At 73.4% G+C, this 24,082-nt stretch carries 20 protein-coding genes and 2 pseudogenes; 10 read left to right on the plus strand and 12 right to left on the minus strand.

All coding sequences use genetic code 11. The features are described 5' to 3' along the window. Positions 1–74 precede the first annotated feature (74 nt). The 5 genes from BJF86_RS04960 to BJF86_RS04980 form a co-directional block, all read right to left on the minus strand. The gene (locus BJF86_RS04960; protein ID WP_075817194.1) at positions 75–1,298 is read right to left on the minus strand and encodes an acetyl-CoA C-acetyltransferase; all 1,224 of its coding nucleotides are present in this window, start codon (positions 1,296–1,298) and stop codon (positions 75–77) included. Positions 1,299–1,459: 161 nt separating this feature from the next. Further along, positions 1,460–2,431 (minus strand): NAD-dependent epimerase/dehydratase family protein, encoded by a 972-nt coding sequence (locus BJF86_RS04965; RefSeq protein WP_075817195.1) that lies wholly within the window; start codon positions 2,429–2,431, stop codon positions 1,460–1,462. After that, positions 2,431–4,731 carry an alpha/beta fold hydrolase gene (locus tag BJF86_RS04970; RefSeq protein WP_075817196.1) on the minus strand — a complete coding sequence of 767 codons (2,301 nt, stop codon included), beginning with the start codon at positions 4,729–4,731 and terminating at the stop codon, positions 2,431–2,433. Before BJF86_RS04970 ends, BJF86_RS04965 begins: the two co-directional genes overlap by 1 nt. After that, on the minus strand, positions 4,644–5,141 hold the full coding sequence (locus BJF86_RS19490) for an alpha/beta fold hydrolase (RefSeq protein WP_321166147.1): 498 nt from the start codon (positions 5,139–5,141) through the stop codon (positions 4,644–4,646). Before BJF86_RS19490 ends, BJF86_RS04970 begins: the two co-directional genes overlap by 88 nt. Positions 5,142–5,169: 28 nt before the next feature. Then, complete coding sequence (locus tag BJF86_RS04980) at positions 5,170–6,192, minus strand: 3-oxoacyl-ACP synthase III (RefSeq protein ID WP_187345591.1); 1,023 nt, start codon at positions 6,190–6,192, stop codon at positions 5,170–5,172. A 158-nt stretch (positions 6,193–6,350) separates the two neighbouring features. Here BJF86_RS04980 and BJF86_RS04985 point away from each other — a divergent pair, with 158 nt between their 5' ends. Together BJF86_RS04985 and BJF86_RS04990 are read left to right on the plus strand one after the other, a co-directional pair. After that, positions 6,351–7,244, plus strand: coding sequence for a hypothetical protein (locus BJF86_RS04985; protein ID WP_075817199.1), 894 nt, complete (start codon positions 6,351–6,353; stop codon positions 7,242–7,244). A 189-nt stretch (positions 7,245–7,433) separates the two neighbouring features. After that, positions 7,434–7,736: a hypothetical protein gene (locus BJF86_RS04990; RefSeq protein ID WP_075817200.1), complete on the plus strand. Its 303-nt coding sequence runs from the start codon at positions 7,434–7,436 to the stop codon at positions 7,734–7,736. 19 nt (positions 7,737–7,755) lie between these two features. Here the strand turns inward: BJF86_RS04990 and BJF86_RS18705 are convergent, their stop codons facing one another. After that, complete coding sequence (locus BJF86_RS18705; RefSeq protein ID WP_237768084.1) at positions 7,756–10,248, minus strand: CDP-glycerol glycerophosphotransferase family protein; 2,493 nt, start codon at positions 10,246–10,248, stop codon at positions 7,756–7,758. A 229-nt stretch (positions 10,249–10,477) separates the two neighbouring features. Further along, the gene (locus tag BJF86_RS05000) at positions 10,478–11,812 is read right to left on the minus strand and encodes a Gfo/Idh/MocA family oxidoreductase (protein WP_075810758.1); all 1,335 of its coding nucleotides are present in this window, start codon (positions 11,810–11,812) and stop codon (positions 10,478–10,480) included. A 512-nt stretch (positions 11,813–12,324) separates the two neighbouring features. Here BJF86_RS05000 and BJF86_RS05005 point away from each other — a divergent pair. Beyond that, on the plus strand, positions 12,325–13,554 hold the full coding sequence (locus BJF86_RS05005; RefSeq protein ID WP_075810760.1) for a glycosyltransferase: 1,230 nt from the start codon (positions 12,325–12,327) through the stop codon (positions 13,552–13,554). On the opposite strand, the gene BJF86_RS05010 is transcribed toward BJF86_RS05005, so the two are convergent. The 3 genes from BJF86_RS05010 to msrA form a co-directional block, all read right to left on the minus strand. After that, complete coding sequence (locus BJF86_RS05010) at positions 13,544–14,449, minus strand: glycosyltransferase family 2 protein (RefSeq protein WP_075817201.1); 906 nt, start codon at positions 14,447–14,449, stop codon at positions 13,544–13,546. The genes BJF86_RS05005 and BJF86_RS05010 overlap by 11 nt on opposite strands. Then, positions 14,446–15,303, minus strand: coding sequence for a CDP-alcohol phosphatidyltransferase family protein (locus tag BJF86_RS05015; RefSeq protein ID WP_075810761.1), 858 nt, complete (start codon positions 15,301–15,303; stop codon positions 14,446–14,448). Before BJF86_RS05015 ends, BJF86_RS05010 begins: the two co-directional genes overlap by 4 nt. 92 nt (positions 15,304–15,395) lie before the next feature. Beyond that, a complete protein-coding gene (gene msrA, locus BJF86_RS05020) occupies positions 15,396–16,067 on the minus strand; it encodes a peptide-methionine (S)-S-oxide reductase MsrA (protein WP_033418706.1) in 672 nt (223 codons plus the stop codon). Between the two features lie 290 nt (positions 16,068–16,357). Here msrA and greA point away from each other — a divergent pair, with 290 nt between their 5' ends. Continuing rightward, a complete protein-coding gene (greA, locus tag BJF86_RS05025) occupies positions 16,358–16,849 on the plus strand; it encodes a transcription elongation factor GreA (protein WP_022924448.1) in 492 nt (163 codons plus the stop codon). Between the two features lie 33 nt (positions 16,850–16,882). On the opposite strand, the gene BJF86_RS05030 is transcribed toward greA, so the two are convergent. Continuing rightward, entirely contained in the window at positions 16,883–17,347 is a 465-nt protein-coding gene (locus BJF86_RS05030) for a DUF4307 domain-containing protein (RefSeq protein WP_075810762.1), read from the minus strand. Between the two features lie 127 nt (positions 17,348–17,474). Here BJF86_RS05030 and mca point away from each other — a divergent pair, with 127 nt between their 5' ends. Further along, on the plus strand, positions 17,475–18,551 hold the full coding sequence (gene mca, locus BJF86_RS05035) for a mycothiol conjugate amidase Mca (protein ID WP_075810809.1): 1,077 nt from the start codon (positions 17,475–17,477) through the stop codon (positions 18,549–18,551). Beyond that, positions 18,548–18,754, plus strand: a complete 207-nt coding sequence (locus BJF86_RS05040) for a hypothetical protein (protein ID WP_075810763.1) — start codon at positions 18,548–18,550, stop codon at positions 18,752–18,754. Before mca ends, BJF86_RS05040 begins: the two co-directional genes overlap by 4 nt. 21 nt (positions 18,755–18,775) lie before the next feature. Here BJF86_RS05040 and trhA read toward each other — a convergent pair whose 3' ends face one another. Then, positions 18,776–19,504: a PAQR family membrane homeostasis protein TrhA gene (gene trhA / locus BJF86_RS05045; RefSeq protein WP_075810764.1), complete on the minus strand. Its 729-nt coding sequence runs from the start codon at positions 19,502–19,504 to the stop codon at positions 18,776–18,778. A gap of 141 nt (positions 19,505–19,645) precedes the next feature. Between trhA and BJF86_RS05050 the strand changes: the two genes are divergently transcribed. The 4 genes and pseudogenes from BJF86_RS05050 (at position 19,646) to BJF86_RS05070 (ending at position 24,050) form a co-directional block, all read left to right on the plus strand. After that, complete coding sequence (locus BJF86_RS05050; RefSeq protein WP_075810765.1) at positions 19,646–20,410, plus strand: isoprenyl transferase; 765 nt, start codon at positions 19,646–19,648, stop codon at positions 20,408–20,410. A 218-nt stretch (positions 20,411–20,628) separates the two neighbouring features. Next, positions 20,629–22,002 (plus strand): PhoH family protein, encoded by a 1,374-nt coding sequence (locus BJF86_RS05055; RefSeq protein WP_075810766.1) that lies wholly within the window; start codon positions 20,629–20,631, stop codon positions 22,000–22,002. Between the two features lie 890 nt (positions 22,003–22,892). Beyond that, positions 22,893–23,173, plus strand: a pseudogene (locus tag BJF86_RS18710) (transglycosylase SLT domain-containing protein); the annotation flags it as partial. A gap of 56 nt (positions 23,174–23,229) precedes the next feature. Then, positions 23,230–24,050: pseudogene (locus BJF86_RS05070) on the plus strand (DUF1206 domain-containing protein). Positions 24,051–24,082: the final 32 nt, after the last annotated feature.

Raw genomic sequence — 24,082 nt, forward strand, 5'->3', positions numbered from 1 at the left:
CGTCTGACGCATACCGCGCGGCCGGTCCGCCGCAGACCGCGCGGCCGGTGGGCACATACCGTGCGTCCGGTCGGTCAGGAGAGGCGCTCGATCACCATCGCCATGCCCTGGCCGCCGCCGACGCACATGGTCTCCAGCCCGAACTGCCCGTCGTGGGTCTGCAGCGCGTTGATGAGCGTGGTCGAGATGCGGGCGCCGGTGGAGCCGAAGGGGTGCCCCAGCGCGATGGCGCCGCCGTGGACGTTGAGCTTGTCCTCGTCCATGCCCAGCGCGTCGGTCGAGCCGAGGACCTGCACGGCGAAGGCCTCGTTGATCTCGTAGAGGTCCATGTCGCCGATGCTCATGCCCGCACGCTCCAGCGCCTGCGTGCTCGCCTCGATCGGCCCCAGGCCCATGATCTCCGGGGAGAGCGCCGAGACGCCGGTGGAGACCACGCGCGCCAGCGGGGTCAGGCCGAGCTCCTTGGCCCGGGTGTCGCTCATGACGACCAGGGCCGCAGCGCCGTCGTTGAGCGGGCAGCAGTTGCCGGCGGTGACCGTGCCGTCCTCGCGGAAGACCGGCTGCAGCTGGCTGACCTTCTCCAGGGTGACCCCGGCACGCGGGCCGTCGTCGGTGCTGACCACCGTCCCGTCGGCGAGCGTGACCGGCGCGATCTCGCGGGCGAAGACACCGTCGGCGATGGCCTTCTCGGCGCGGTTCTGGCTGCGGACGCCCCACTCGTCCTGGCGCTGCCGGGAGATGCCGAGGGAGGTGGCGACGTTCTCGGCGGTCTGGCCCATGGCGATGTAGACGTCGGGCAGGCCGCCCTGCTCGCGCGGGTCGGTCCAGGTCTCGTTGCTCGCGGCCATCGCCTCGGTCCGGGCGACGGCGTCGGCGAAGAGCGGGTTGCGCCACGACTCCTTGCCACCGCCGGCGCCGGAGAAGTCGGCATACCGCGACACGCACTCGACCCCGGCGCTGATGAAGACGTCGCCCTCCCCGGCCTTGATCGCGTGCAGCGCCTGCCGGGTCGTCTGGACCGAGCTGGCGCAGAAGCGGTTGACGGTCGAGCCGGGCACCCCGTCCAGGCCCAGCAGCACGCTGACGACGCGCGCCATGTTGAAGCCGTGCTCGCCCCACGGCTCGGCGCAGCCGAGGTAGAGGTCCTCCACGGTGGTCGGGTCGAGCTCGGGCACCTGCTCCAGCGCGGCGCGGATGACGCCGGCGGCCAGGTCATCCGGCCGCGCGGTCGTCAGCGACCCCTTGAAGGCGCGACCGATGGGGGTGCGGGCGGCGGCGACGATGACGGCCTCGGGCATGGGTCCTCCTTGACGCGAGCGGTATGCCGTGAGTCTAGGTGAGCGCCGCGGCGCCGCCGGGGGAGAGGTCCCGGCGGTGCCGCTCCCGACGTGCGCGACTGCACCGGTTGTCTGCTCAGAACCGCTGATGTGGCGACATGACCGCTGCAGGCGCGCAGAGCTCAGAGGCGGGTGAGGCCCTCGTCGACGCTCACCCGCGGGCGCCAGTCGAGCACCTCGCGGGTGTGCCGTTGGTCGAACCAGTGCGCGGTCGAGAGCTGCTCGGCCAGGAAGCGGGTCATCGGCGGCTGGTTGATGGTCGGCAGGCCGGGGACCCGCTCGGACAGCGCGGTCACTCCCTCGACCGCCGCCCCGAGGCCCCAGGCCAGGGGGGTGGGCAGGCGCAGCCGCGGCGCCGGTGCCCCGACCGCGCGGCAGATGTCACCGACGAGCTCGCCGATCGGCCGCGGCTCGCCGTTGGTCACGACCAGGGCCTGGCCGCGCGCGACGTCGATGCGGTCCAGTGCAGCGACCAGGGCCTCGGCGGCGTTGTCGACATAGGTCGTGTCCACGAGCGCGGTGCCCGGGCCGACCAGCGCGAGCCGGCCCTGGTGGGCGCGCTGCGCGATGCGGCCGACGAGCTGGGTGTCGCCCGGCCCCCAGACCAGGTGCGGCCGCACGGCGGTGACCGCGAGGTCGGGGGAGTCGGCCTCGAGGGCGAAGAGCTCGGCCGCGGCCTTGGTCCGGGCGTAGTGCCCGCGGGCGCGCATCGGGCTGGCGGGGGTTGCGCCCGCCCCGGCCAGCGAGTGGCCGCTGTGCGCGACCGAGGGAGAGCTGACCTGCACGAGCCGGCCACCGCCGTGGCTGCGCAGCGCCTCGATGACCCGGCGGGTGCCGCGCACGTTGACGTCCACGAAGTCGCGCCACGGGCCGACCACGTCCACCTTGGCCGCCAGGTGCACCACCGCGTCCTGCCCCCGCACCGCGCGCTCCACGGCGTCAGGGTCGCGGATGTCGCCGAGCGACTCGCGGTGCCGGCCCCCGGCGGTCCGGCGCTGCATGACGGTCACGTCCCAGCCGTGGTGGGCGAGCAGGTCGGCGGTCGCGCCCCCGAGCATCCCGCTCGCACCGGTGACGAGCACCCGCCCGCCCATCAGCGGCTCCTGCGCCGGGGCGCCCGGGCGCGACCCCGGCCGGCGAGCACGTCGCGCAGCCGGTCGGCCGTCCGGCGACCGTGGAGGATCCCCTCGGCCCAGTCCGCGAGGGCGCCGCGGTCGACCTTGCTCGCGTGCCGGACGTCCACCGGGAGCCAGTCGCGCACGAGCACGGCAGCCACCGGGACGCCTGCCGTGGCCCGCGCCCGTGCGGCGAGGTCCGGGCCGGCCAGCGCCCCCGCGCCGGGAGCGGCCCCGGTGAGGCGCGCGAGAGGCCCGCCCCGGTGACCCGGCACGAGCACGAGCACGACGAGCTGCGCCCCGGTCGGGCCGACCCCGACGACGGCGACGTCGACCAGCCCGGGAATCTTCCGCACCCGGTCCTCGACGGGGTAGGGGGTCACCGGTCCGTCAGCCGTCGTGAGCACGTGGGCCAGCCGCCCCTCCACCCAGAGCCGACCGTCCTCGTCCACGTGTCCTACGTCGCCGGTGCGGTGCCAGCCGGTCGGCCGGTCGCTGTGCTCCTGCGCGGCCCAGCGGCGGTCGTAGCGGTCCTTGACGTGCGGGCCGCGCACGACGATCTCGCCGACCACACCCGGTCCTGTCCCGAGCTCCTCCGTGGATATGCCGTCCGGCCCCAGTGCGGCCACACCCACCTCGACGCCCGGCACGGGTCGTCCCACGCAGACCCCGTCCTGCGCGGTGAGCTCGTCGGTCGCGGTCGCCGTGGGGTCGTGCGTGGCGACGGGAAGCGCCTCGGTCATCCCGTAGGGCGTCTGCGTCTGCGCACCGGGCAGCACCTCCTGGACCTCGCGCAGCAGGTCCGGCGGCACCGGCGCGCCGGCGGAGAGCACCAGCCGCACGCCGCCGAGGACCCCCCGCTGGTCAGCGGTGAGCGACCCGGCGGTCGCGACGACGTTGCGCAGGGCGGCCGGCGCGGCGAAGACCATCGTCGCGTCGACCGCGGCGACCGCCTCGACCAGCCCGGTCGCCGTCAACGTGTGGGGAGCCGTGACGTCCATGTCCGGGACGGCGCTCGGCAGCCCCAGCGCCGGGCCGTAGAGCGCGAACGGCGCGAACGCCGCGACGAAGCGCTCGCCCGGGCCGAAGCCGAAGGTCTCCCGCAGCAGCGCGACCTGGGCGCCCAGGCCGCGCCGGGTGTAGATGACCCCCTTCGGCGGGCCGGTCGCACCCGAGGTGAACAGGATCGCCCCGTCGGCCTCGTCGTCGAGCCGGTCCGGGAGCGGGTCGGTCCCGCCGCGGCCCTCGTCCGCCAGCGCGACCAGGCCTCCCCCGTCGGTGCGGATCCGTGACCCCGGGACCCGGGTCGCCGCCGCGAGAGCCAGCGCACGGCCGATGCCGACGACGTGCGCCGGCCCCGCGCCGGACAGCGCCGCGGCGAGCCGCCGCAGCCCCAGCCCGGCGTCCGCGACGACCACGACGGCGCCGAGGCGCCACACGGCATACACGACCGTCGTCAGGTCCACCCCGGGTGGCACGAGCACGGCCACGCGGTCACCCGGCTGCACGCCTCGGGCCGCCAGACCCTGGGCCACGGCGTCCACCCGCTCGTCCAGCTCGCCGAAGGTCACCCGCCGCTCGCCCTCACCGAGCTCGACGACCGCGACCTCGTCGGGCCTGCTCGTGTCGACCCGGATCGGCACCACGGCCGAACCTTCACCGGGAGCCGCCCCCTCGGCCCCGTCGTCGTGCGCGGCCCGTGCCCCGTCCCCGCCGACCCGTCGCCGCACCCAGTCCCAGACGACCCCGACACCCTCGGGGGAGTCCTCGAGGACGAGGTGCGACGCGGTGGGGTAGACCTGCACGTCGGCGTGCGGCAGCCGCCGCAGCAGGTCCTCCAGGTAGCGCTGCGAGAAGACCGGGTCGCGGGTGCCCCAGACCAGCAGCGCCGGCACGTCCAGCGTCGCCGTGCCAGCGGCGATGTCGTCGAGCGTCCTCCGGCTGGGGTGGTCGGGCTCGACGGGGATGTCCCGGACGAAGTCGGCGACGGCGTCGCGGCGCGCGGCGCTCGCGTAGGGCGCCGCGAAGGCGTCGCGCACGTCGCGGGCCAGCGCGGGCCGGGACAGGGCGGTCGTCGCCCGGACGAAGGCGGGGGTGGTGCGGCACGCCTGCGCGAGCAGCATCGGGGCACGCGCGAGCCGGATGACGGCCGGCGCCGCGTGCTCGACCGGCTGGTGGACGGCGGTGTTGGTCAGCACCACGGCCGCGAGCTGCTCCCGGTGCGCCAGGGCCCAGCCCAGGCTGACCGGTCCGCCCCAGTCGTGGGCCAGCGTGACCACGGGTCCGGTGAGCCCGAGGCGTCGGTGAGACCCCCGAGGTCGGCGACGCGCTGGCCCAGCGTGCGGGGGGTGCCGGGGCGCTCGGACCAGCCCATCCCGAGCTGGTCGACCGCGACCACGCGCCAGCCGGGAGGTGCCTGCGCCAGCACCCGGCGCCACAGGTAGGACCACGTCGGGTTGCCGTGGACCGCGAAGACCGTCCCGACGGGCTCGACCCCCTCCGCCTCGAGCGCGGGGCCGTTGTCGAGCACGTGCCACCGCCGGGTCCGCCCCTCGGCGTCCCGGGCCAGCACGACCCGCGACCAGTCGCGCTCGAGCCCGGGCAGCGGCGCGGACGGGAGACCGACCCGGTCGTGCGCGGCGCGGCGCGCCGGATCCTCGATCCGGTGGGTGGGGGAGGGGTGCGGCACGGCCACGCTCAGCTGGGCTCGGCCCGGGTCACCAGTCGATCTCGAGGCAGGTCATGTTGAGCCCGGAGCCGATGCCCATCATGAGCACCCGGTCCCCGCGCTCGAGCGCGTCCGCCTCCTTCGCGAGGGTGATCGCGACCGCGGCGGGACCGACGTTGCCGTAGGTGGGGAAGGTCAGGGGGATGCGCGCGAGGTCGATGCCCAGCGCCTCGGCGGTCTTGGTGGTATGCACCTGCGAGACCTGGTGGACGATGTAGCGGTCCATCTCCTGCCAGTCGAACTCCTGGGCCGCGTCGCGCCACAACTCGCCGGCCAGCCCCATCCCCGCCACGAGGAGTCCCTGGGCGTCGGTGCGCATCTCGGTGAAGTCGCCGACGCAGAGCTCGTGGTGCTCGGTGGCCGCGCGCGTGACGCCACCGACCACGCGGTGTCCTTCCGGGTGCTCGCTGGCCCGGCCGAGCAGCATCGCCGCCGCGCCGGAGCCCAGGGTGAGGGTGGCGAACTGGCTGACGATGTCCTCCGCCGTCGCGTCCGGGCCGGAGAGCCGCTCCAACGTCCGCTCCTGCGGGATACGCGAGCCCTCGCCGCAGACGACCAGGGCGTAGTCGATCTGGCCGGCGTCGATCATCGTCGCGGCCAGCTGCATACCGTTGACGAACCCGAGGCAGGCGTTGGTGAGGTCGAAGTTGAGGCACGCCGAGGGCAGCCCCAGGTCGTGGTGCACCGACACGGCGATCGACGGCTCGAGGTGCTCCCGGCTCACCGAGGTGTTGACGAGCAGTCCCACCCGGCTCGCGTCGACCCCGGCCTCCGCCAGCGCCTCCTGCGCGGCCTGGACCGCGCCGTCGACGAAGCTCTGGTCCTCTGGCCACCATCGACGCTCGGAGATCCCTGCCAGCTTGGCCAGCATTCCCGGGCGCAGCCCGTTGCGGGTGTAGGAGTCACCGATGACCTCGTCGAACTCGGCGGAGGTCTTGACGATCGGGGCGTCGACGGCGGTGACGGAGAGCACAGCGGTGTCGCTGTGCCGGAAGGTGGCGTTGCCGGTCACGTGGTGGTTCCTGCGTTCTGGCGAAGGGAAGACGGACAGAGTCCCCATTCGACCACAGCACCGGCGCCGGGGAAGAACCGAAGGCGCCGCTGTGCCACGATGGGGAGCACCATCCACCTCCCGCCGCCCGGCGGGAGCCGCCGGAAAGCGAGACCGACATGAGCAGCACGCGGACGAGGCTGGGCGCGATCCTCAGCGCCGGAGTCCTGGGGCTGGGGCTGAGCGCCTGCGGCGGGGACGAGAGCAGTGACTCCGCGGGCGGGGCCGGCGAGTCCTCCGGCACCGAGACCTCGCAGGAGAGCAGCGCCGGGCAGGAGGACGAGAGCGAGGACGCAGCCGCGTCCGACGGCGACGCCGGTGGTGAGGGCGACGCGGACGCCGCCGCGGACGGCGAGGAGATTCCCGTGGAGGAGTTCCTCGCGATGATGCAGGAGCCGGGCGAGGAGACGCTGTCCAGCTACACCCTCACGATGACCATGGACGCCTCCGGTCAGTCGATGGACGCGGAGGGGGCGGTCGACCTCTCCGGCGACCAGCCGGTCATGCAGTTCACGATGGCCGTGCCCGAGCTCGGCGACATGGACATGATCACCACCGGCGGCGAGGTCTACTTCGCGATGCCCGGCGTCACCCCCGACGGGATGTACGTCCGCGGTGGGGAGGATCTGCTCGGTCAGGCCGCCGCCATGGAGGATCTCGACGTCTCCTCGCAGTGGGAGGCGTGGGAGCAGGGCGCGCAGAGCGTGGTCCTCGTCGGCGAGGAGGACGTCGACGGCACCGAGATGCGGCGCTATCAGGTGACCCTCGATCCCGAGGCGGCCGCGGCCGGGGAGGCCGCCACGACGACCGCGCCGGGTATGCCGGAGACCGTCGTCTACGACGTCTGGCTGGACGACGACAACCTCATGCGTCAGCTCGCCTTCGACATGGAGGGCGTGTCGGCCGAGATGATGATGGACAACTGGGGCGAGCCGCAGGAGATCGAGGCCCCCGCCGAGGACCAGATCATGCAGATGAGCGAGCTCGGCGGGCAGCCGGGCAGCGAGGGCTGACCCCCCGAGCAGCAGGAGGGCCACGACCGGAAGACCGGTCGTGGCCCTTCTGCGACCTCCGGCCGACCCTGGTGCGACCGCCGCGTGAACGCCTCGTGAACCCTCGCCGGGAACCCCCGATCTGGGCCGTCAGCGGCTGCGCGGCACAGCAGACTGACGGTGTCGTCGAGCCGAGGTGAGGAGAACGACATGGCGTCAGGCTGGACCCCCGTCCGGGTCGTCCGCTGGCCCGCGCAGCAGCAGGACCGTGCGTGGTGCGCCCAGCGGGCGATCCCCTGCCTGCTGCTCGTCGACGACGGGGCAGCGGCCCCCGAGCCCGGGCCGACGGAGTCGGTGCTGCCGCAGACCGCCGACGAGCACCGCATCGCCGGAGCCGTCGACGAGCTGTCCTGGCGTGCGGCGGCCGCAGCTCCCGCCCCTGAGCCGGAGCGCCTCGCGCACCCGTCGGGTCGGCGCCGCTCGGTCGTCGGCCTGGTCGCCGCGCTGTTCTGAGCGATCGAGCGCCGCGTCCTCAGGCGCCCTCGAAGAGGCGGGCGACGACCCGCTCGGCGCTGTGCCCGTCGTCGAGGTGGTTGAAGCGCTCGACCCACCGGGCGTAGCGCTCGGCATACCGCTGCGTGTCGTCCATCTCCCGGAGCGCCGCCACCACCTCCTCCTGGGTGGCCACGACCGGGCCCGGTGCCTCCTCGCCGAGGTCGAAGTAGACCCCGCGGACGTCGTCGCGGTACTCGTCCAGATCGGGGACGTAGAAGATCATCGGGCGCCGGGTGACGGAGTAGTCGAACATCACCGAGGAGTAGTCGGTGATGAGCGCGTCGGCCGCGAGGAACAGCTCGGTGATGTGCGGGTAGGTCGTCACGTCGACGACGCCGGGCAGGTCCACGCTGCGGCCGTGGCCGACGGTGCGGGAGTGGCCGCGGAGCAGGACGACGTAGTCATCGCCGAGATCGGCGGTGAGCCGCTCCAGGTCGAGGAAGACCACCATGCCCGCGGCGTTGTCCCGCCAGGTGGGGGCGTAGAGCACGGCCTTCTGGTCGGGTCGGATGCCGAGGCGCTCGCGGATCTGCTCCCCGGACCCCCCGGTGAGGGCGTCGTTGCGGGGGTAGCCCTCCTCGTAGAAGACGCCCTCCCAGGCGTAGGCGCTGCGGAAGATCTCGGTGCTGTGGTGGTTCTGGCTGAGCAGGACGTCCCACTTGTCCCGCTCGCGGACCAGGGCCTCCCGGGTCGATGCGTCGGCGTTCGGGCGGTCCAGGCCGATGCGCTTGAACATCGACCCGTGCCACGTCTGCAGCACCGTCTGGAAGGGCTGCGGGGTGAACCGGCGGCGCAGCCAGTCGTTGGCGATGACGAACCGCGAGCGGGCCCGCGCGTCGAACCAGGCCTGGGTGCCCTCGACCACGGCGACCGCCCCCTCAGGGACGGGCACCGACAGGTCCGTCACGCCCCAGTAACGCACCCAGTCCGGGTGCTCGCGCGCGATGACCGCGTCCAGGGCGTGCGGGTTGCAGGTGGCCAGGCGGCCGTAGAACGACTCGAGGTAGACCGATCGCTGCGGCTCGTGCGGACCGGCGAGGTAGGCCGCGTCCATCCGGCGCTGGTGGAACGACCCCAGCTCGTCGGCGGCGCGGGTCAGGCCGACGCGCAGCCGCAGCGAGCGCCCCTTGCCGATCTCCCACCGCAGCCTCGCCTGCTCGACCGGCAGTTTCTGCGGGGTGCGCGCGACCACGTCGGGGGCGGCCATGACCCGCACGGAGCCGCCCGAGGAGTCTCGTCCCCGCAGGGCGTAGCTGCCGGTGCGCGGCAGCCGGGCAGGGCCGCCCCATCGTGGCTGCAGCAGGTCGACCTCGGCCTCCCAGGTCCCGTCCGGGCGCAGCTCCACGGCCGCGGGCAGCACCTGGCGCCGGCCGGCGAAGGTCAGGTCCAGGTGCTCCAGCTCCCCGCCCCAGGTGCCCCGCAGGCGCACTCGCGGTGCCTCGCCGGGCTCGACCTCGGTCCCGGTGACGACGAGGTGGGACCGTGGGTCGGCGAGGTAGAGCGCGCCGCCCGAGCCCGCGTAGGCGAGCAGGCCGGACCCACGTGCCTGCACCGGCATCTCCTGGTCCAGCGCGGTGGCGACGACGTGCTCGGTGCCATGCGTGTCGACGACGACCACCCGGTAGGTCTGGGCGACGCGACGCTGCCCTTCCCGGGCGTCGTCCGGCCCCGCCGCGGTCGTCGTGTCGGACTGCTCCGAGCCGGCCTCCTCCGCGGCGGCCTCGGAGCCGTCCTCCTCGGCTGCCGCCCTCGCGCCGGGGGCCTGGGAGTCCAGCGCACCCTCCTCCGTCTCCGGGGCGAGCAGGTCTGTCTCCGTGGGGAGGACCACCCAGGTCTCGGGCACCTCCGCGTGCAGCCGGAGCACCCCGTCGTCCCGCCGGTCCACGTCGACCGGGCGCCGGGCATACCGGGAGACGAGCTCGACCCGCTCCGCCCTGATGCCGCGCAGCTCCACCTCGGCCCGGACCTCGCGCCCGTCGATATCGACCTCGCGCGCGAGTGCCGACGGCACCACCCGGGCGAAGAACAGTCCGCGCCGCCGGACCCACCTCGGCACCACCTGCACGCCACCGGGGAAGGTGCGCGCGCCGAGCATCAGGGCCGAGCTGGCGCGGTGGCGGTGCTTCAGCGTGCCCGACGCGGTGCGGCCGTCCGCACCGGTGACCCGGACGTGGACCTGCCACGGGCGCGGGTCCTCGTCGGCGAGGACGGCGGCGAGGTCGACGCGGGCCACGAAGGCGGTGTTGGCGTAGTCGAACTCCCCCTGGGTGGCGAAGGCGTTGACCTCCATCTCGTGCACGGACGTGACGTCGGCGCGCACCCGCAGGCGCGTCCCTCCGCGCCGCGCGACGACGACCTCGACCTGGGGCGGGGAGGTATGCCCGTAGCCGCGCTCGTAGGCCCAGCCGCGGATCTCGTAGGTGGTGCCGTCCAGCCAGCGCGCGCCCCACAGGGTCGCGACCCACCCCACCTGACGGTGGTGACGGTGTTGACGGCTGCCCGGGCCCCCTGCCGCCCCAGCACGTAGGCCCGCTGCAGCAGCTCACTGTCCGAGGAGCGGGCGCGGGTCAGCTGCCGCCGCAGGAGACGCCGGGCGCGACGCTCGGTCTGCGTCCTGGCCCGCAGCGCGGTCGCGCGGGCGCGCTCAAGCGGCGAGGGGCGCGGCGGCTCCTGGTCGGGACCGACCGGGGGCAGCGCCATCAGGTGAGGACCCGGGCGTCGGTGCGCGCACGCTCGATGACGTCGGCGATGGCGACCGACTCGGCGGCCCGCAGCTTGTAGGACTCGGAGGTCTCGTTGCGGATCAGCCAGGCGAACTCGGCGAGCTCGTAGCGCAGCCCGTCGCCGTCGAACTTGTAGTAGTACTTCTTGTTGTCCCGGCTGTCCTCGAAGCGGGCCTCGAAGTACTCCGTCTTCCACCACGGCGCCGGCACGTAGAGGTAGCCGGCGCTCCCCGCGACGACGAGGTCACCCTCGGCCTTGACCCCCAGCCCGGTCCGGGCGGTGGCCTCCCCGTGCCGGAAGGTCACGTCGATCTTGGAGTAGACCTCGACAGGGGATGCCTCCGGCTGCAGCGAGGTGGTGCGCACGTCGGCGATCTCGGTCCCGAGCAGCTTGACGACGGCGACGAGCGGATAGCTGGCGAGCTCGGAGATGCTGCCGCCCGCCGGGGCCTGGAGCTCCCGGCCCTCGTCGACGAGCTTGGTGAAGGTCGCGTCGACCGAGCGCACCTGGCCGATCGCGCCGCTGCGGGCCAACGCCACCATGCGCTGGAAGCCGGGGGCGAAGGCGGTCTTGATCGCCTCCATGAGCACGACGCCGCGCTCCTTCGCCCGGGCGAAGAGCTCCTCGGTCTCGGCGCGGGTGAGCGTCATCGGCTTCTCGCACAGCACGTGCACGCCGGCGTCCAGCGCGCGGCGGGTGAAGTCGGCGTGGGTGTCGTGCGGGGTGGCGACGTAGACCGCGTCGACCGCCTCGAGCAGCGTGTCGTAGTCCTCCACGGCACGGTTGAGCTCGTGCTCGGCGGCGAAGTCCTGCGCCGTGCTGTGCGTCCGGTTGTGCACCGCCTCGACGCTGACGCCGCTGACGAAGCGAGCCTCCTGCACGAAGCGGTGCGCGATCCGGCCCGCCCCGACGACCCCGACCTTGATGACCCCCGCCTCGTTGCGCAGCTGGGTGCTGGAGACCCCCTTGGTCCGCTCGAGGTAGACGACGTCGCAGTAGTCCCGCAGGTAGTCGAAGCGCCCCAGCCAGTCCGAGCCGATCGCGAAGACGTCGACCTGGTGCTTCTGGATGTCCTGGACCTTCTGGCCCTCGTACTCCTCGATGATGATCTTGTCGGCGAGGCCGCTGTCCTCGACGTTCTTGATCCGCGTCATCAGGCTCTGCTGCACGTTGAGCTTGCCCCGGGCGTCGTCGTAGTTCTCCGTCGTCACGCCGACGATGAGGTAGTCCCCGAGCGCCTTGGCGCGCTCCAGCAGGCGACGGTGGCCCTCGTGGAACAGGTCGTAGGTGCCGTAGGTGATGACACGCACTCTGGGTTGCCTCCTCGTGGTGGACTCATGCGAGTATGCCTGCTGATGGCGAGAAGACTGAGATCCACGCCGCGCCGGGTGCTCGACCGGCTGCGGCGGTCCGGGCGCCCGGACCGGGTCGGGGGTGAGGACCCGTCGCAGGCCCCCCGGCCCGTCGTCCGCCGCGACCCGGTCCCCGAGCTCGCGCCACCGCCGGACGTCCAGCATGTCGTGCTCGTCGAGGGCATCCCCATGGAGTTCGGAGGGCGCACCGCCTCCATCCTGGCCAAGTGCCGCACCCTCTACGAGCAGGGTGGGCTCCGCTCCGTCGTGCTGGTGCGCAACCACGCCCACACCCTGCCCCGGGCGATCGAGGGGATGCGTCGCCGCGGGCAGCTGGGCGAGGGCGTGGAGGTGCGCTGGCTGATGGACGCCTACCCGGACGGCACCGAAGCGGTGCCGCCCGCAGCGGTGACGCGGGAGCCGAGGGCGACCTGGAGGCATCGGGGTGGGTCCGTCGGGGCCGCAACCTCGTGCGCTACGCCGAGGACGGGACGCCGCTGGTGCTGCGCAGGTTCGTCGAGGGGGCGCTGGAGCACGAGGACCACTTCGATGCCGACGGGGAGCGGATCCGGCGGGAGGAGTACGACCGGGAGGGCAGGCTCCGCCGGACCATGCTCTGGGACCCGGGCGAGGCGACGGCGAGAGAGCACGTGTTCCATCGGCGCAACGGCGGCCCGATGTATGCGCAGACCTTCCGCCCGCCCAAGCGCCCCGGCGGGAAGCCACAGGAGGAGTCGGTCACCTTCTTCGACGAGGACGGGAACGTCGAGTCGAGGCAGGACGGCACCCTGACCCCCGTGGTGCATCGCGCGCTCGACGCGCTCAGCGGGGGGCATCCCACCATCGTGGCGGTCGAGGCGCGGCAGGCCGACGACGACGTCCTCGGCTACCGGCGCGACCACGTCCGGACGGTCTTCGTCGCCCACAACTCCCATCTGAGGTCCACCTCGAGCTCGCTGGACGACCTGCGCTCCACCTTCCGCAAGCTCTTCCGGCACCTGGACACGATGGGGGCCATGGTGTTTCTCACCGACAGTCAGCGGGCGGAGGCGGAGGCCCTGGTGGGCCGGCGTGACAACGTCTGGGTCATGCCGCACGCCGCACCCGGTGCCGCCACCCATACCGAGGTCGAGCGGGACCCGCGGCTCGTCATCATGATGGGCCGGCTGGCCAGCCAGAAGCGCACGGACCACGGCATCCGGGCCTTCGTCGAGGTGCTGGAGCAGCACCCGGACGCCCGGTTGGAGATCTATGGCGAGGGGGCCCGGCGCGCCGAGCTGCAGCAGCTCATCGAGGAGCTCGGGGTCCGGCACGCGGTCAGCCTCGAGGGCTTCACGAACCAGCCGGGGCGGGAGTACCGCCGGGCGACGCTGTGCCTGCAGTCCAGCAGGTTCGAGGGCGCTCCCATGGTCTTCGTGGAAGCACTGCGGCAGGAGTGTCCGATCGTCAGCTACGACATCCGCTACGGGCCCGCGGACATCGTCGACCACGGGGTCAACGGATTCCTCGTCCCGGACGGCGACATCCCGGGCCTGGCGCAGCGCACGGCCCAGGTCCTCGGCGACCCAGAGCTGGCTGCCTCGCTGCGGGCCGGCTGCGCGGGCGTCGACGGGCGTTTCGGGCAGGAGGCGTTCGCGGCACGGTGGTTCGAGCTCTTCCGTGCCCTGGACGCCGACATGCCTGACTCGGTCAGACGATGAGGAAGCGGCCGTGCCGGGCCATCCGCGCGACCGCACGCCAGGTGAGGCGGGTGCGGTCCTCGCCCGGCTCGAAGGGGTCGCTGCGCCAGCCGTGCACCCAGCCGGACCACCACGAGGCGAGCCCGTCACGCTGCGCGGCCCAGCGCACCAGCTGGATCCCGGTCCAGCTGCCGACGTAGGCCACGGCCAGCGGCCGGGGCAGGTTGCGCCGGGCCAGCCATACCCGGTTGCGGGCGTTCTTGAAGAAGTAGTCCGAGTGCCGGCGCGGGTCGACCACGGGGTGACCGGTGCGCAGCGAGGGGACGTAACGGACCCGGTAGCCGGCCGCCCACACCCGCCACGCCAGCTCGATGCCCTCGTGGGCGTAGAAGAAGATGCCCGGCCACCCGCCGGTCGCCTCGAAGGCCTCCCGGCGCATCGCCACGGTCATCTCGACCACGCTGAAGACGTCGGCCTCGGTATGCCGCTGGCGCGCCCCGAGGCGAGGGATCCACCGGCCCGGGTGCGCCCCGTCGCTCACCTCGGGGTCCTCGATGAGCGGCTGCACCAGGCCGACGTCGGGGTGCTCGCGCAGGTAGCCCGCCGTCCGCAGCAGCACGTCGTCGTCGATGAGCCAGGCGTCGTCGTCGAGGAAGAAGAGGAACTCGCCGTCCACGTGCGGCACGCCGGCGTTGCGCCCCGCGGGGATGCCGATGTTGGTCGGCAGCGCCAGCGTCTTGACCTCGTTCGGGAGGCCGGTGGGGTTCCAGGCGTTGCCGACGACCACCACGTCGAGCTCCACCCCCTGCTGGCGCTGCAACGACTTCAGCCCGCGCGCCAGCTCCTCGGGGCGGCGGCCCTGGGTCAGGACGACGACGCCGAAGCTGGGACGGCCGCTGGAGGTGCCCCCGGTCATCGGGCGTCCTCTCGGCGCAGCCGGGGCGAGGCGAGGATCGCGGCGAGGTGGCCCGCGGTGACCGGGAGGATGACTGCGGCCATGACGAGCACCTGCCAGCGCGCGGCCTCCAGCTCGGCACCGGCGAGGGCGCCGACCACCGCGACCGCCAGCGTGACCAGAGTCATCTCGATCGAGTGGAACATCCGGTGGAAGGGCACCAGCCGCGCCGCTCGGCGTAGCACCCCCAGCACGCTGCCTGCCGGCACGGCCCGGGCCTGGGTGGTGTCCGGCAGCCGGTCCAGACCGGCCGCCGCCCGCGAGGCGTGCACCATCTCGTTGAGCGCCTTGTTGAGCAGGAGCCCGGCGGCCAGCAGCGCGCCGAGGAAGGCATACCGCCACGTCGTGGCCGGATCCGTCTCCTGCCCACCGACGACCCCGGCCGCCCGCCAGCCGAGGGCCAGCGCGATCGCCCCCTCGACGGTGTAGTGGCCGACCTTGTCCAGGAAGACGCCGACCGGCCCGGACAGCCCCTTCCACCGGGCGACCTCCCCGTCCGAGCAGTCCAGCAGCATCTGCAGCTGCGCGAGGAGCGCGCCGAGGAGCGCTCCCCAGAGGCCGGGGATCAGCAGCGCGCCGGCGGCGGCCCAGCCGGCCACCATCATCAGCCAGGTCACCCCGTTGGCCGTCACCGGCGTCGGGATGAGCGCGCGGGTCAGGTGCGGCGACACCCGACGGAGGTAGAGATCCCCGGTCCAGTGCTCGGCGCTGCCGCGCCCCAGGACCTCGGGCGGCTGAGCCACGGCGCGTACCTGCGCCAGCGTGGGCCGCCGGGGCCGGGAGTCGAGCGGGCTGGCGGCCGACGGGTCAGCCATGGACCACCTCTCGTCGCCGGTCACGGGATCTGACCCGCAGGAGTCTAGGGGGTGGACGACCGGGTCACCCTCGGGCGAGGCCGACGCCGCCCTCAGTCGGGCGGCGCGATGCTCGTCTGGGCCGGGAGCTCGTCCTGCGGGACCAGGCCGACCGGGCAGGTGTAGCCGTTCGGGCCGTGGTTGCAGTAGCCGCCGGGGTTCTTGTGGAGGTACTGCTGGTGCACGTCCTCGGCGTAGTAGAAGGGTCCGGCCTCGGAGGCGGGCAGCAGCTCGGTCGTGATCGGTCCGTGCCCGGCGTCACGCAGGACCTCGCCGAAGGCGTCGGCGGTCGCCCGGGCCGCGCGCTCCTGCTCGGGGGTCGTCCAGTAGATCGCCGAGCGGTACTGCGTGCCGATGTCGTTGCCCTGCCGGTTCGCCGTCGTCGGGTCGTGGTTCTCCCAGAAGGCCTTGAGCAGGGTCTCGGGATCGGTCGCGCGACGGTCGTAGACGACCAGCACCGACTCGGTATGCCCGGTGCGCCCGGTGCACACCTCGCGGTACGTGGGGTTCGGGGTGGTGCCGCCCTGGTAGCCGGCCGCGGTGGTGACCACGCCGGGCAGCTGCCAGAAGATCCGCTCGGCTCCCCAGAAGCAGCCCATCGCCACGGTCATCACCTCCGAGCCCTCGGGCCACGGCTCGTGCATCGAGGTGCCGAGGACCACGTGGCGCTCGGGGATGTCGGGCAGGGGGGTCGCGCGGCCGGGAAGGGTGGCGTCGTGTCGCATCACCCCAGTGTCCCACCCGCGGCGACCGAGGGCCGACCGTGCCGCCCCATGCCGCCGAGGTGGCTCGCGGTGGGCCCGGGATCGAGGCGCGGTCGCCGTGTGAGGTCCACGCGTGAGGTCGACTCAGGGGTGCAGGCGGGCTAGACTTGTCGCTCGATCCACGGTCCGGGCCTTGTTGGCCCGGACCGTGTGTTTGGGGAGAGCCGCACCGCCTGGCGCGGCACCCGGCGCACGATCGCCGGCCGCGGCTGGACGCCGCCGGCCACGCGAAGGCATACCGAGGAGACGCAGTGACCGAGACCACAGCAGCCAGCTACCTGACCCAGGAGGCCTACGACCGCCTGCAGGCCGAGCTGACCCAGCTCAAGGACGAAGGGCGCTCGGAGATCAGCAAGCGCATCGAGGCGGCCCGGGAGGAGGGCGACCTCAAGGAGAACGGTGGCTACCACGCCGCCAAGGAGGAGCAGGGCAAGATGGAGGCCCGCATCCGCCAGCTCGAGCACCTGCTGCAGAACGCCGTGGTGGGGTCGGCCCCGACCGAGAAGGGCGTCGTGCAGCCGGGGACCGTCGTGACCGTGGAGATGTTCGGCGACAGCGAGACCTTCCTGCTCGGGTCCCGGGAGATCATCGACGAGGGAAGCGACCTCGACGTCTACAGCGAGCAGTCCCCGCTCGGGGCCGCGCTCCTGGGCGGCCGGACGGGCGAGACGGTCAGCTACGAGGCGCCCAACGGCAAGACCGTGGAGGTCAAGATCCTGGAGGCCACGCCCTACCAGCCCTGACCTCCCGCGCGACCGCCTCGGGGCGTCCTGCCGTCAGCGGCGGGGCGCCCCGTCGGCGTACCAGCACTCCTCGACGTAGCCGGTGACGGCCGGCGAGGCGGTGGTCACGCTCTCCACGTGCCGGCTCGGGGAGCTCTGGGCCGCGGGGACGCGCACCTCGGTCCGCCCGACGACCACGTGCGAGGTGGCCTGCGCCTCGAGCCGGCACACCGCCTCGCGCGAGGGGTCGCGCCGCAGGTCGAAGCGCACGTCCACCCGGCTGTCGGAGACGACCTCGAAGCCGGTGTCGACCCAGTGCACCCGCCCCACGGTGGCGGACAGTCCCCAGATCACGGCCATGAGGCTCATGACGACCACGGCCAGCACGCCGACGACCCACCACCGGCGGTCGCCGCGCCGGCCGCGCTCCTGCGCCTCGGCACGCTCCTCCTCCGCGTCCCAGTCCCGGACGCCGTCCGGGCGCGGCGGCTCGGCGGGACCGGTGTTGCTGGCGGTCATGTGCGGCTGCCCTCCGAGGGGGTGAGAGGATGGCGGGGTGCCCGGAGCGGCACCACCACCATTGTCCGGCACGGTCCGGTCGGCCATGACGCCGACCCGTGCCGGCTCCGACGCGGAAGGAATGCCGATGGCCACCTCGGGTCCCGGGCTGCGCCTGCTCGCGGTGCACGCACACCCTGACGACGAGTCGAGCAAGGGCGCTGCCACGACGGCGCACTACGTCGCCCAGGGGGTCGACGTGCGCGTCGTGTCCTGCACCGGTGGGGAGCGGGGGGACGTGCTCAACGAGAAGCTCAAGGACGACCCGCACATCATCCGCGACATCGCCCAGGTCCGGCGGGACGAGATGGCCCGGGCGGCGCAGATCCTCGGTGTCAGCCACACCTGGCTGGGCTTCGTCGACAGCGGCCTGCCCGAGGGTAACCCGCTGCCGCCGCTGCCGGAGGGGTGCTTCGCGCTGGAGCCGCCGGAGGTGACCACCGAGGCGCTGGTCCGGGTGATCCGGGAGTTCCGGCCGCACGTGCTCACGACCTACGACGAGAACGGCGGCTACCCGCACCCCGACCACATCATGACGCACACGGTGACGATGGCGGCCTTCGAGGCGGCCGGCGACCCCGAGGCATACCCGCACGCCGGCGAGCCCTGGCAGCCGCTCAAGGTCTACTACAGCGGCTGGGACCCGCAGCGGATGATCCGGCTGGACGAGGCCATGGTCGAGGCCGGTCACGAGCCTCCGTTCGCCGACTGGCGCAAGCACCTCGGGAGCCGGCCGCGCCGCGTGCTCACCACCCGCGTGCCGTGCGGGGAGCACTTCTCGGTGCGCGACGACGCGCTGCGCGCGCACGCGACCCAGGTCGACCCGGAGGGGCCCTGGTTCCGCGTCCCGCTGGAGATCCAGCAGCGGGTCTGGCCCACCGAGGACTACGAGCTGGCGCGCTCGCTGGTCCCCGTGACACTGCCCGAGGACGACCTCTTCGCCGGCCTGCGCGACCTCGACGGTGGGCTGGACGCCCGGTGCCGTCAGGTGCCGCAGCGCGACGAGACCGGGGCGCTCGTGCTGGCGCACCGGGGCGAGCCGCCGCTGCCGCCGCTGGAGCAGGATGCGGTCGGTGAGCGGAAACAGGACGCCGTTGCCGACATGGGGGACGCTGACGGAGACGGTGCCGACGACGTGCGCCGCGACGAGGGGCACGACCGGTGAACTCGACCGGCGTCGAGATCACGGCCGGGCTCGGGGGCTTCCTCGTCCTCTTCGGGCTGGCCCTGGCCGTGTGGTTCCTCGGCCGCGACCTCACCCGCCGGCTGCGGCGGATGCGGCGGGCGGAGGAGGCCCGGCTGCGGCAGGAGAGCCCAGCCGAGCAGGGCGACGCACCGGACCGGCCCGAGGACGACCCGCTCGCCTGAGCGCCGCCGTGCTCTAGGTGCTCAGGCCGCGGGCACCGAGTCCATCGACAGGCTGAGATAGGCCGCCAGCCAGTGCGCGGCGAAGGCCGCCACCGTGAAGGCGTGGAAGACCTCGTGGAAGCCGAACCACCGAGGTGAGGGGTCCGGGCGCCGCAGGCCGTAGACGACGGCGCCCAGGGTGTAGAACAGGCCCCCGAGCCCGATGAGCCCCACGACGACCGGGCCGCCGCTGCGCCACATCGGGACCAGGAAGAAGATCGCGACCCAGCCCAGGGCGATGTAGACCCCGGTGTAGAGCCACCGCGGCGCCCCGACCCAGAAGACGCGGAAGAGGACCCCGGCGAGCGCCCCGGACCAGACGACCCAGAGCAGCAGCCTGGTCTGCGGCGACGGGAGGAGCAGCACCGCGAAGGGGGTGTAGGTGCCGGCGATGATGAGGAAGATGTTGGCGTGGTCCCAGCGCTTGAGCACGTGCGCGACCCGAGGACTCCACCGACCGCGGTGGTAGACCGCCGAGGTGCCGAAGAGCAGGACGGCGGTGATCGCGAAGACGAGTGCGGCGGCGCCCGCCGGGGCGCTGGGGGCGAGCGCGACGAGCACAGCTCCGGAGACCACGGCCACCGGGACCATCACGAGGTGCAGCCAGCCACGGAGGTGGGGCTTGACGCGATCCTTCACCTGGTCCGTCACCTGGCCGACGAAGGAGCCCAGGGTGCCGGTCGCCTCGGTCGTGTCACGGGGGGTCGACATGCCTTCAGGCTAACCTACGCAACCGTAGGTTACGAAACCGTAGGTTCGGTCCCGCCGAGGGTTCCACGACTCTGGGCGACGCTTCCACCGCCCCGGACGCGGGCGCAGCGGATCTCCAGGGGTGGCCGGTAGGTTGAGGCCATGCCGACGCCGAGGGACCTGGTCTACCGGGCCTACAACTCATCGCTGCGCCGGCACCTGCCCGCCGAACGGCTCCCACGTCACATCGGGGTCATGCTCGACGGCAACCGCCGTTGGGCCCGGCGGCGAGGGGCGCAGACCGCGGACGGGCACCGTGCGGGGGCGGAGAACATCGCGCCCTTCCTGGGGTGGTGCGAGGAGGCCCGGGTCGAGGTCGTGACCCTCTGGCTGCTCTCGACGGACAACCTCAACCGTGCCGCGGGGGAGCTCGAGCCGCTGCTGACCATCATCGAGGGGGTGGTGCAGCAGCTCGCCTCGACCGGGCGCTGGCGCGTGCGGGTCGTCGGTGCCCTGGACCTGCTGCCTCAGGAGACCGCCGACCGGCTCACCGAGGCCGCTGCGCTGACCGACGACATCGACGCCATGGTCGTCAACGTGGCGATCGGCTACGGCGGGCGCCGGGAGATCGCCGACGCCGTGCGCTCGCTCCTCCGGGACGCCGCCGCGTCCGGAGCCTCGCTCGAGGAGGTCGCCAGCACGGTGACCGTGGAGGACATCGCCGGGCACCTCTACACCCGCGGCCTGCCGGACCCCGACCTGGTGATCCGCACCTCGGGCGAGCAGCGGCTCGGCGGCTTCCTGCTGTGGCAGAGCGCGCACAGCGAGTTCTACTTCTGCGAGGCCTTCTGGCCCGACTTCCGCAAGGTCGACTTCTTGCGCGCGCTGCGGGCCTACGCCGAGCGCGAGCGGCGCTTCGGCAGCTGAGCGACACGCCGCCGCAGCGCGCAGGCAGGACCTGGCTCCCGGCATACCGTCGAGGCAGACGCGGGGCACCCCCGCCCCGCCTCTCGGGAGGCCCACCACATGGAGCTCTGGCTCTGGCGGAGGGCCGGTACCGGCCCACGTCGTGGCGTGGCCCGGTCCCGGACCGCCCACCGCCTGCGACGCGCAGCCCACCGGCGCGCGTCCCCCTGGGAGTCAGCATGAGCATCAGCCGTCCCGTCTCGACCGCCGACCTGCTGGACGAGGCCGTCACCCCCTTCGACGCACTGCCGGAGACCGGCCGCAAGACCTACGTCCTGGACACCTCCGTGCTGCTGTCCGACCCGCGGGCGCTGCTGCGCTTCGCCGAGCACGAGGTCGTCCTGCCGGTGGTGGTCATCTCCGAGCTGGAGGGCAAGCGGCACCACCCGGAGCTCGGCTACTTCGCGCGCCAGGCGCTGCGGATGCTCGACGACCTGCGGGTCGCCCACGGCACCCTGAGCGAGCCGGTGCCGGTGGGGCAGGCCGGGGGCAGCCTTCGGGTCGAGCTCAACCACACCGACCCGACCGCCCTGCCCGCCGGCTTCCGGCTCGGGGACAACGACACCCGGATCCTCGCCGTGGCGGCCAACCTGGCCGGCGAGGGCCAGGACGTCACCGTCGTCAGCAAGGACCTTCCGATGCGGGTCAAGGCGTCGTCGGTCGGTCTGGATGCGCAGGAGTACCGCGCCGAGCTCGCGGTCGACAGCGGCTGGACCGGCATGGCCGAGATCGAGGTCGACGACGAGCAGATGCGCCAGCTCTACGACACCGGCCGGCTGGAGCATCCCGGGGCGGCGCAGATGCGCACCCACACCGGGCTGACCATCCTCGGCGCCTCGGGCAGCGCCCTGGGCCGGGTGGCGCCCGACCACACCGTGCGTCTGGTGCGCGGTGACCGGGACGCCTTCGGTCTGCACGGCCGCTCGGCCGAGCAGCGCATCGCGCTGGACCTGCTGCTCGACCCCGACGTCGGCATCGTGAGCCTCGGTGGACGCGCGGGCACCGGCAAGAGCGCGCTGGCGCTGTGCGCCGGGCTCGAGGCGGTCATGGAGCGTCGCCAGCACCGCAAGGTCATCGTCTTCCGTCCGCTCTACGCCGTCGGCGGCCAGGAGCTGGGCTACCTGCCGGGCAGCGAGAACGACAAGATGGGGCCCTGGGCGCAGGCGGTCTTCGACACCCTCGGCGCGGTGGTCTCCACGGAGGTCGTCGAGGAGATCCTCGACCGCGACATGCTCGAGGTGCTTCCCCTCACCCACATCCGCGGTCGCTCCCTGCACGACGCCTTCGTCATCGTGGACGAGGCGCAGAGCCTGGAGCGCAACGTGCTGCTCACCGTGCTGTCCCGGATCGGCCAGAGCTCCCGGGTCGTCCTCACGCACGACGTGGCCCAGCGGGACAACCTGCGCGTCGGGCGCCACGACGGGGTGGCCGCCGTGATCGAGGCGCTCAAGGGGCATCCGCTCTTCGCTCACGTCACGCTGCACCGCAGCGAGCGCAGCCCGATCGCCGCCTTGGTGACGGAGATGCTGGAGGGCCCGGAGGCGCTGCTGTGACGGGCGTGCCGTAGGGTGAAGTCACAGACGTCACACCGGCCTCATGTCGGTGTGACCTTCACCACGTCTTGTGCTGAGGGTTTGACGTGAGGCCGTGCTGCCCGGCACGGTAGTGGGGTTACATCACGTTTTGGTAACGCCGCGCGGGCCCCGATCGTCCCTGTGATCCACCCCCCTGAGGGCCCGGCAGCCATGAGCGAGAGCGGCGAGCCGTCCGAGTGAGGAAGACCTGCCCCATGAGCCATGCCCCCATGACCGATGACCAGAAGGCCCGCCACACGCGAGGCCGCCGGATGAGCCCCGCGGCGATCGCCGTGACGGCCTCGATCGCCGCCGGATCGCTCGGCCTGGCGACCTACGCGGCCACCGCGGGCTCCGGCGCCCCCGCCGCCGAGGGCCACAACGAGGCGCTGCGGGCCTCGGTCGGCCAGTTCTCTCCGACCGTCGCTGCCGACGCCGTCGCCGCGCTGAGCGAGGTCGCCGGCGAGGAGTCGACCGGGATGTTCGCGCAGCTGCGCGAGGTGCGCGCCGACCAGGACGCCGCCCTGAGCGTGTCGACCGGCATCCGGGACGAGAGCCTGTCCACCGTGCAGGACGCCTCCGACGCCGTGGTGAAGGCGCGCGCCGAGGAGCGCCGTGCCGAGGCCGAGAAGGCCGCCCGTGAGGCCGCGGAGAAGGCGGCGCGCGAGGCCGAGGCCGCCGAGGCCGCTGCCGCGGAGCGCGCGGCCGAGCAGGAGCAGGCCGCCTCCCGTGACCAGGAGCGCGCGGCCGCGGAGCCGGAGCCGGAGCCCGTGGCGCAGCCCCAGCCCGAGCCGGAGCCCGAGCCCGAGCCGGAGCCCGAGCCCGAGCCGGAGCCCGCCCCCGTCTACAGCGGTGACGCCCGCGGCATCGCGCAGTCCATGCTCGGCAGCTACGGCTGGGGCATGGACCAGTGGAGCTGCCTGGACTCGCTGTGCAGAAGGAGTCCGGCTGGAACCACACCGCGATGAACCCCAGCTCGGGCGCCTACGGCATCCCGCAGTCCCTCCCGGGCAACAAGATGGCCTCGGCCGGTGCCGACTGGCAGACCAACCCGGCCACCCAGATCGAGTGGGGCCTGGGCTACATCTCCGGCCGCTACGGCTCGCCCTGCGCCGCCTGGGCCCACTCCCAGGCCGTGAACTGGTACTGAGCCGGTCCCGGCATACCTGACAGCACCCCCGGTCGCGCCGCGGCCGGGGGTTTGTCATGCTCTGCCGCGTGAGCAACGACATCCTGGACGAAGGATCGCGCCGGGCACGTCAGGTGGCGGACCACCCGTGGCTGGAGAAGGTGGCCAGGGTCGGCTTCGCGGCCAGCGGGCTCATCCACCTGGTGCTCGGATGGATCGCCGGCCGGGTCGCCCTCGGCAGCGGCGGGGAGGCGGACACCAGCGGCGCCATCGCGACGGTGCGTGAGGCCCCGGCCGGTCCGCTCCTGCTCTGGATCTGCGTCCTCGGCTTCGTCGCGCTCGCGCTCTTCCAGCTGCTCGACGGGATCCTCGGTGGTGGCGAGACGGGGGCCCGTGTCAAGGCCGCGGGCAAGGGCGTCCTGTATGCCGCTCTCGGCGTGATCTCGGTCCGGTTCGCGGTCGGTGGGGGCAGCTCGGGCGGTCAGGAGTCCAGCACCGACATCACCCAGCGGTTGATGGAGATGCCCGCGGGTCGCCTCCTCGTCGGCGCGGTGGCGCTCGGTGTCATCGCCGTCGGCGGCTACCACGTCTACAAGGGCTTCACGAAGAAGTTCCTCGAGGACCTGTCCGCCACCGGTGGCGGCAGCCTCGGCACCGGCGTGACGGTGGCCGGCATGATCGGCTACGTCGCCAAGGGAGTGGCCCTGCTGGTCGTCGGCGGCCTCTTCGGCCTCGCGGCGTGGCAGGCCGACCCGGACGAGGCGCAGGGGATGGACGGCGCCCTCAAGACGCTCGCCGAGCAGCCTTCGGCACCGTCCTGCTCCTCCTCGTCGCGGTGGGCCTGGCGCTCTACGGCGTCTACAGCTTCGCCCGCGCCCGGTATGCCCGGATGGACTGACCCCTCCACCACCCTGAGCAAGGAAGCCTGCT

The sequence above is a fragment of the Serinicoccus sp. CNJ-927 genome, from assembly GCF_001942435.1.
GTDB classification, from domain to species: domain Bacteria; phylum Actinomycetota; class Actinomycetes; order Actinomycetales; family Dermatophilaceae; genus Ornithinicoccus; species Ornithinicoccus marinus.

Bases quoted from the DNA above. Each gene is read 5' to 3' on its own strand.
- BJF86_RS04960 (WP_075817194.1), bottom strand. From the start codon at position 1,298: ATGCCCGAGGCCGTCATCGTCGCCGCCGCCCGCACCCCCATCGGTCGC.
- BJF86_RS04965 (WP_075817195.1), bottom strand. From the start codon at position 2,431: ATGGGCGGGCGGGTGCTCGTCACCGGTGCGAGCGGGATGCTCGGGGGC.
- BJF86_RS04985 (WP_075817199.1), top strand. From the start codon at position 6,351: ATGAGCAGCACGCGGACGAGGCTGGGCGCGATCCTCAGCGCCGGAGTC.
- BJF86_RS04990 (WP_075817200.1), top strand. From the start codon at position 7,434: ATGGCGTCAGGCTGGACCCCCGTCCGGGTCGTCCGCTGGCCCGCGCAG.
- BJF86_RS05010 (WP_075817201.1), bottom strand. From the start codon at position 14,449: ATGACCGGGGGCACCTCCAGCGGCCGTCCCAGCTTCGGCGTCGTCGTC.
- BJF86_RS05015 (WP_075810761.1), bottom strand. From the start codon at position 15,303: ATGGCTGACCCGTCGGCCGCCAGCCCGCTCGACTCCCGGCCCCGGCGG.
- msrA (WP_033418706.1), bottom strand. From the start codon at position 16,067: ATGCGACACGACGCCACCCTTCCCGGCCGCGCGACCCCCCTGCCCGAC.
- BJF86_RS05030 (WP_075810762.1), bottom strand. From the start codon at position 17,347: ATGACCGCCAGCAACACCGGTCCCGCCGAGCCGCCGCGCCCGGACGGC.
- mca (WP_075810809.1), top strand. From the start codon at position 17,475: ATGGCCACCTCGGGTCCCGGGCTGCGCCTGCTCGCGGTGCACGCACAC.
- trhA (WP_075810764.1), bottom strand. From the start codon at position 19,504: ATGTCGACCCCCCGTGACACGACCGAGGCGACCGGCACCCTGGGCTCC.
- BJF86_RS05050 (WP_075810765.1), top strand. From the start codon at position 19,646: ATGCCGACGCCGAGGGACCTGGTCTACCGGGCCTACAACTCATCGCTG.
- BJF86_RS05055 (WP_075810766.1), top strand. From the start codon at position 20,629: ATGAGCATCAGCCGTCCCGTCTCGACCGCCGACCTGCTGGACGAGGCC.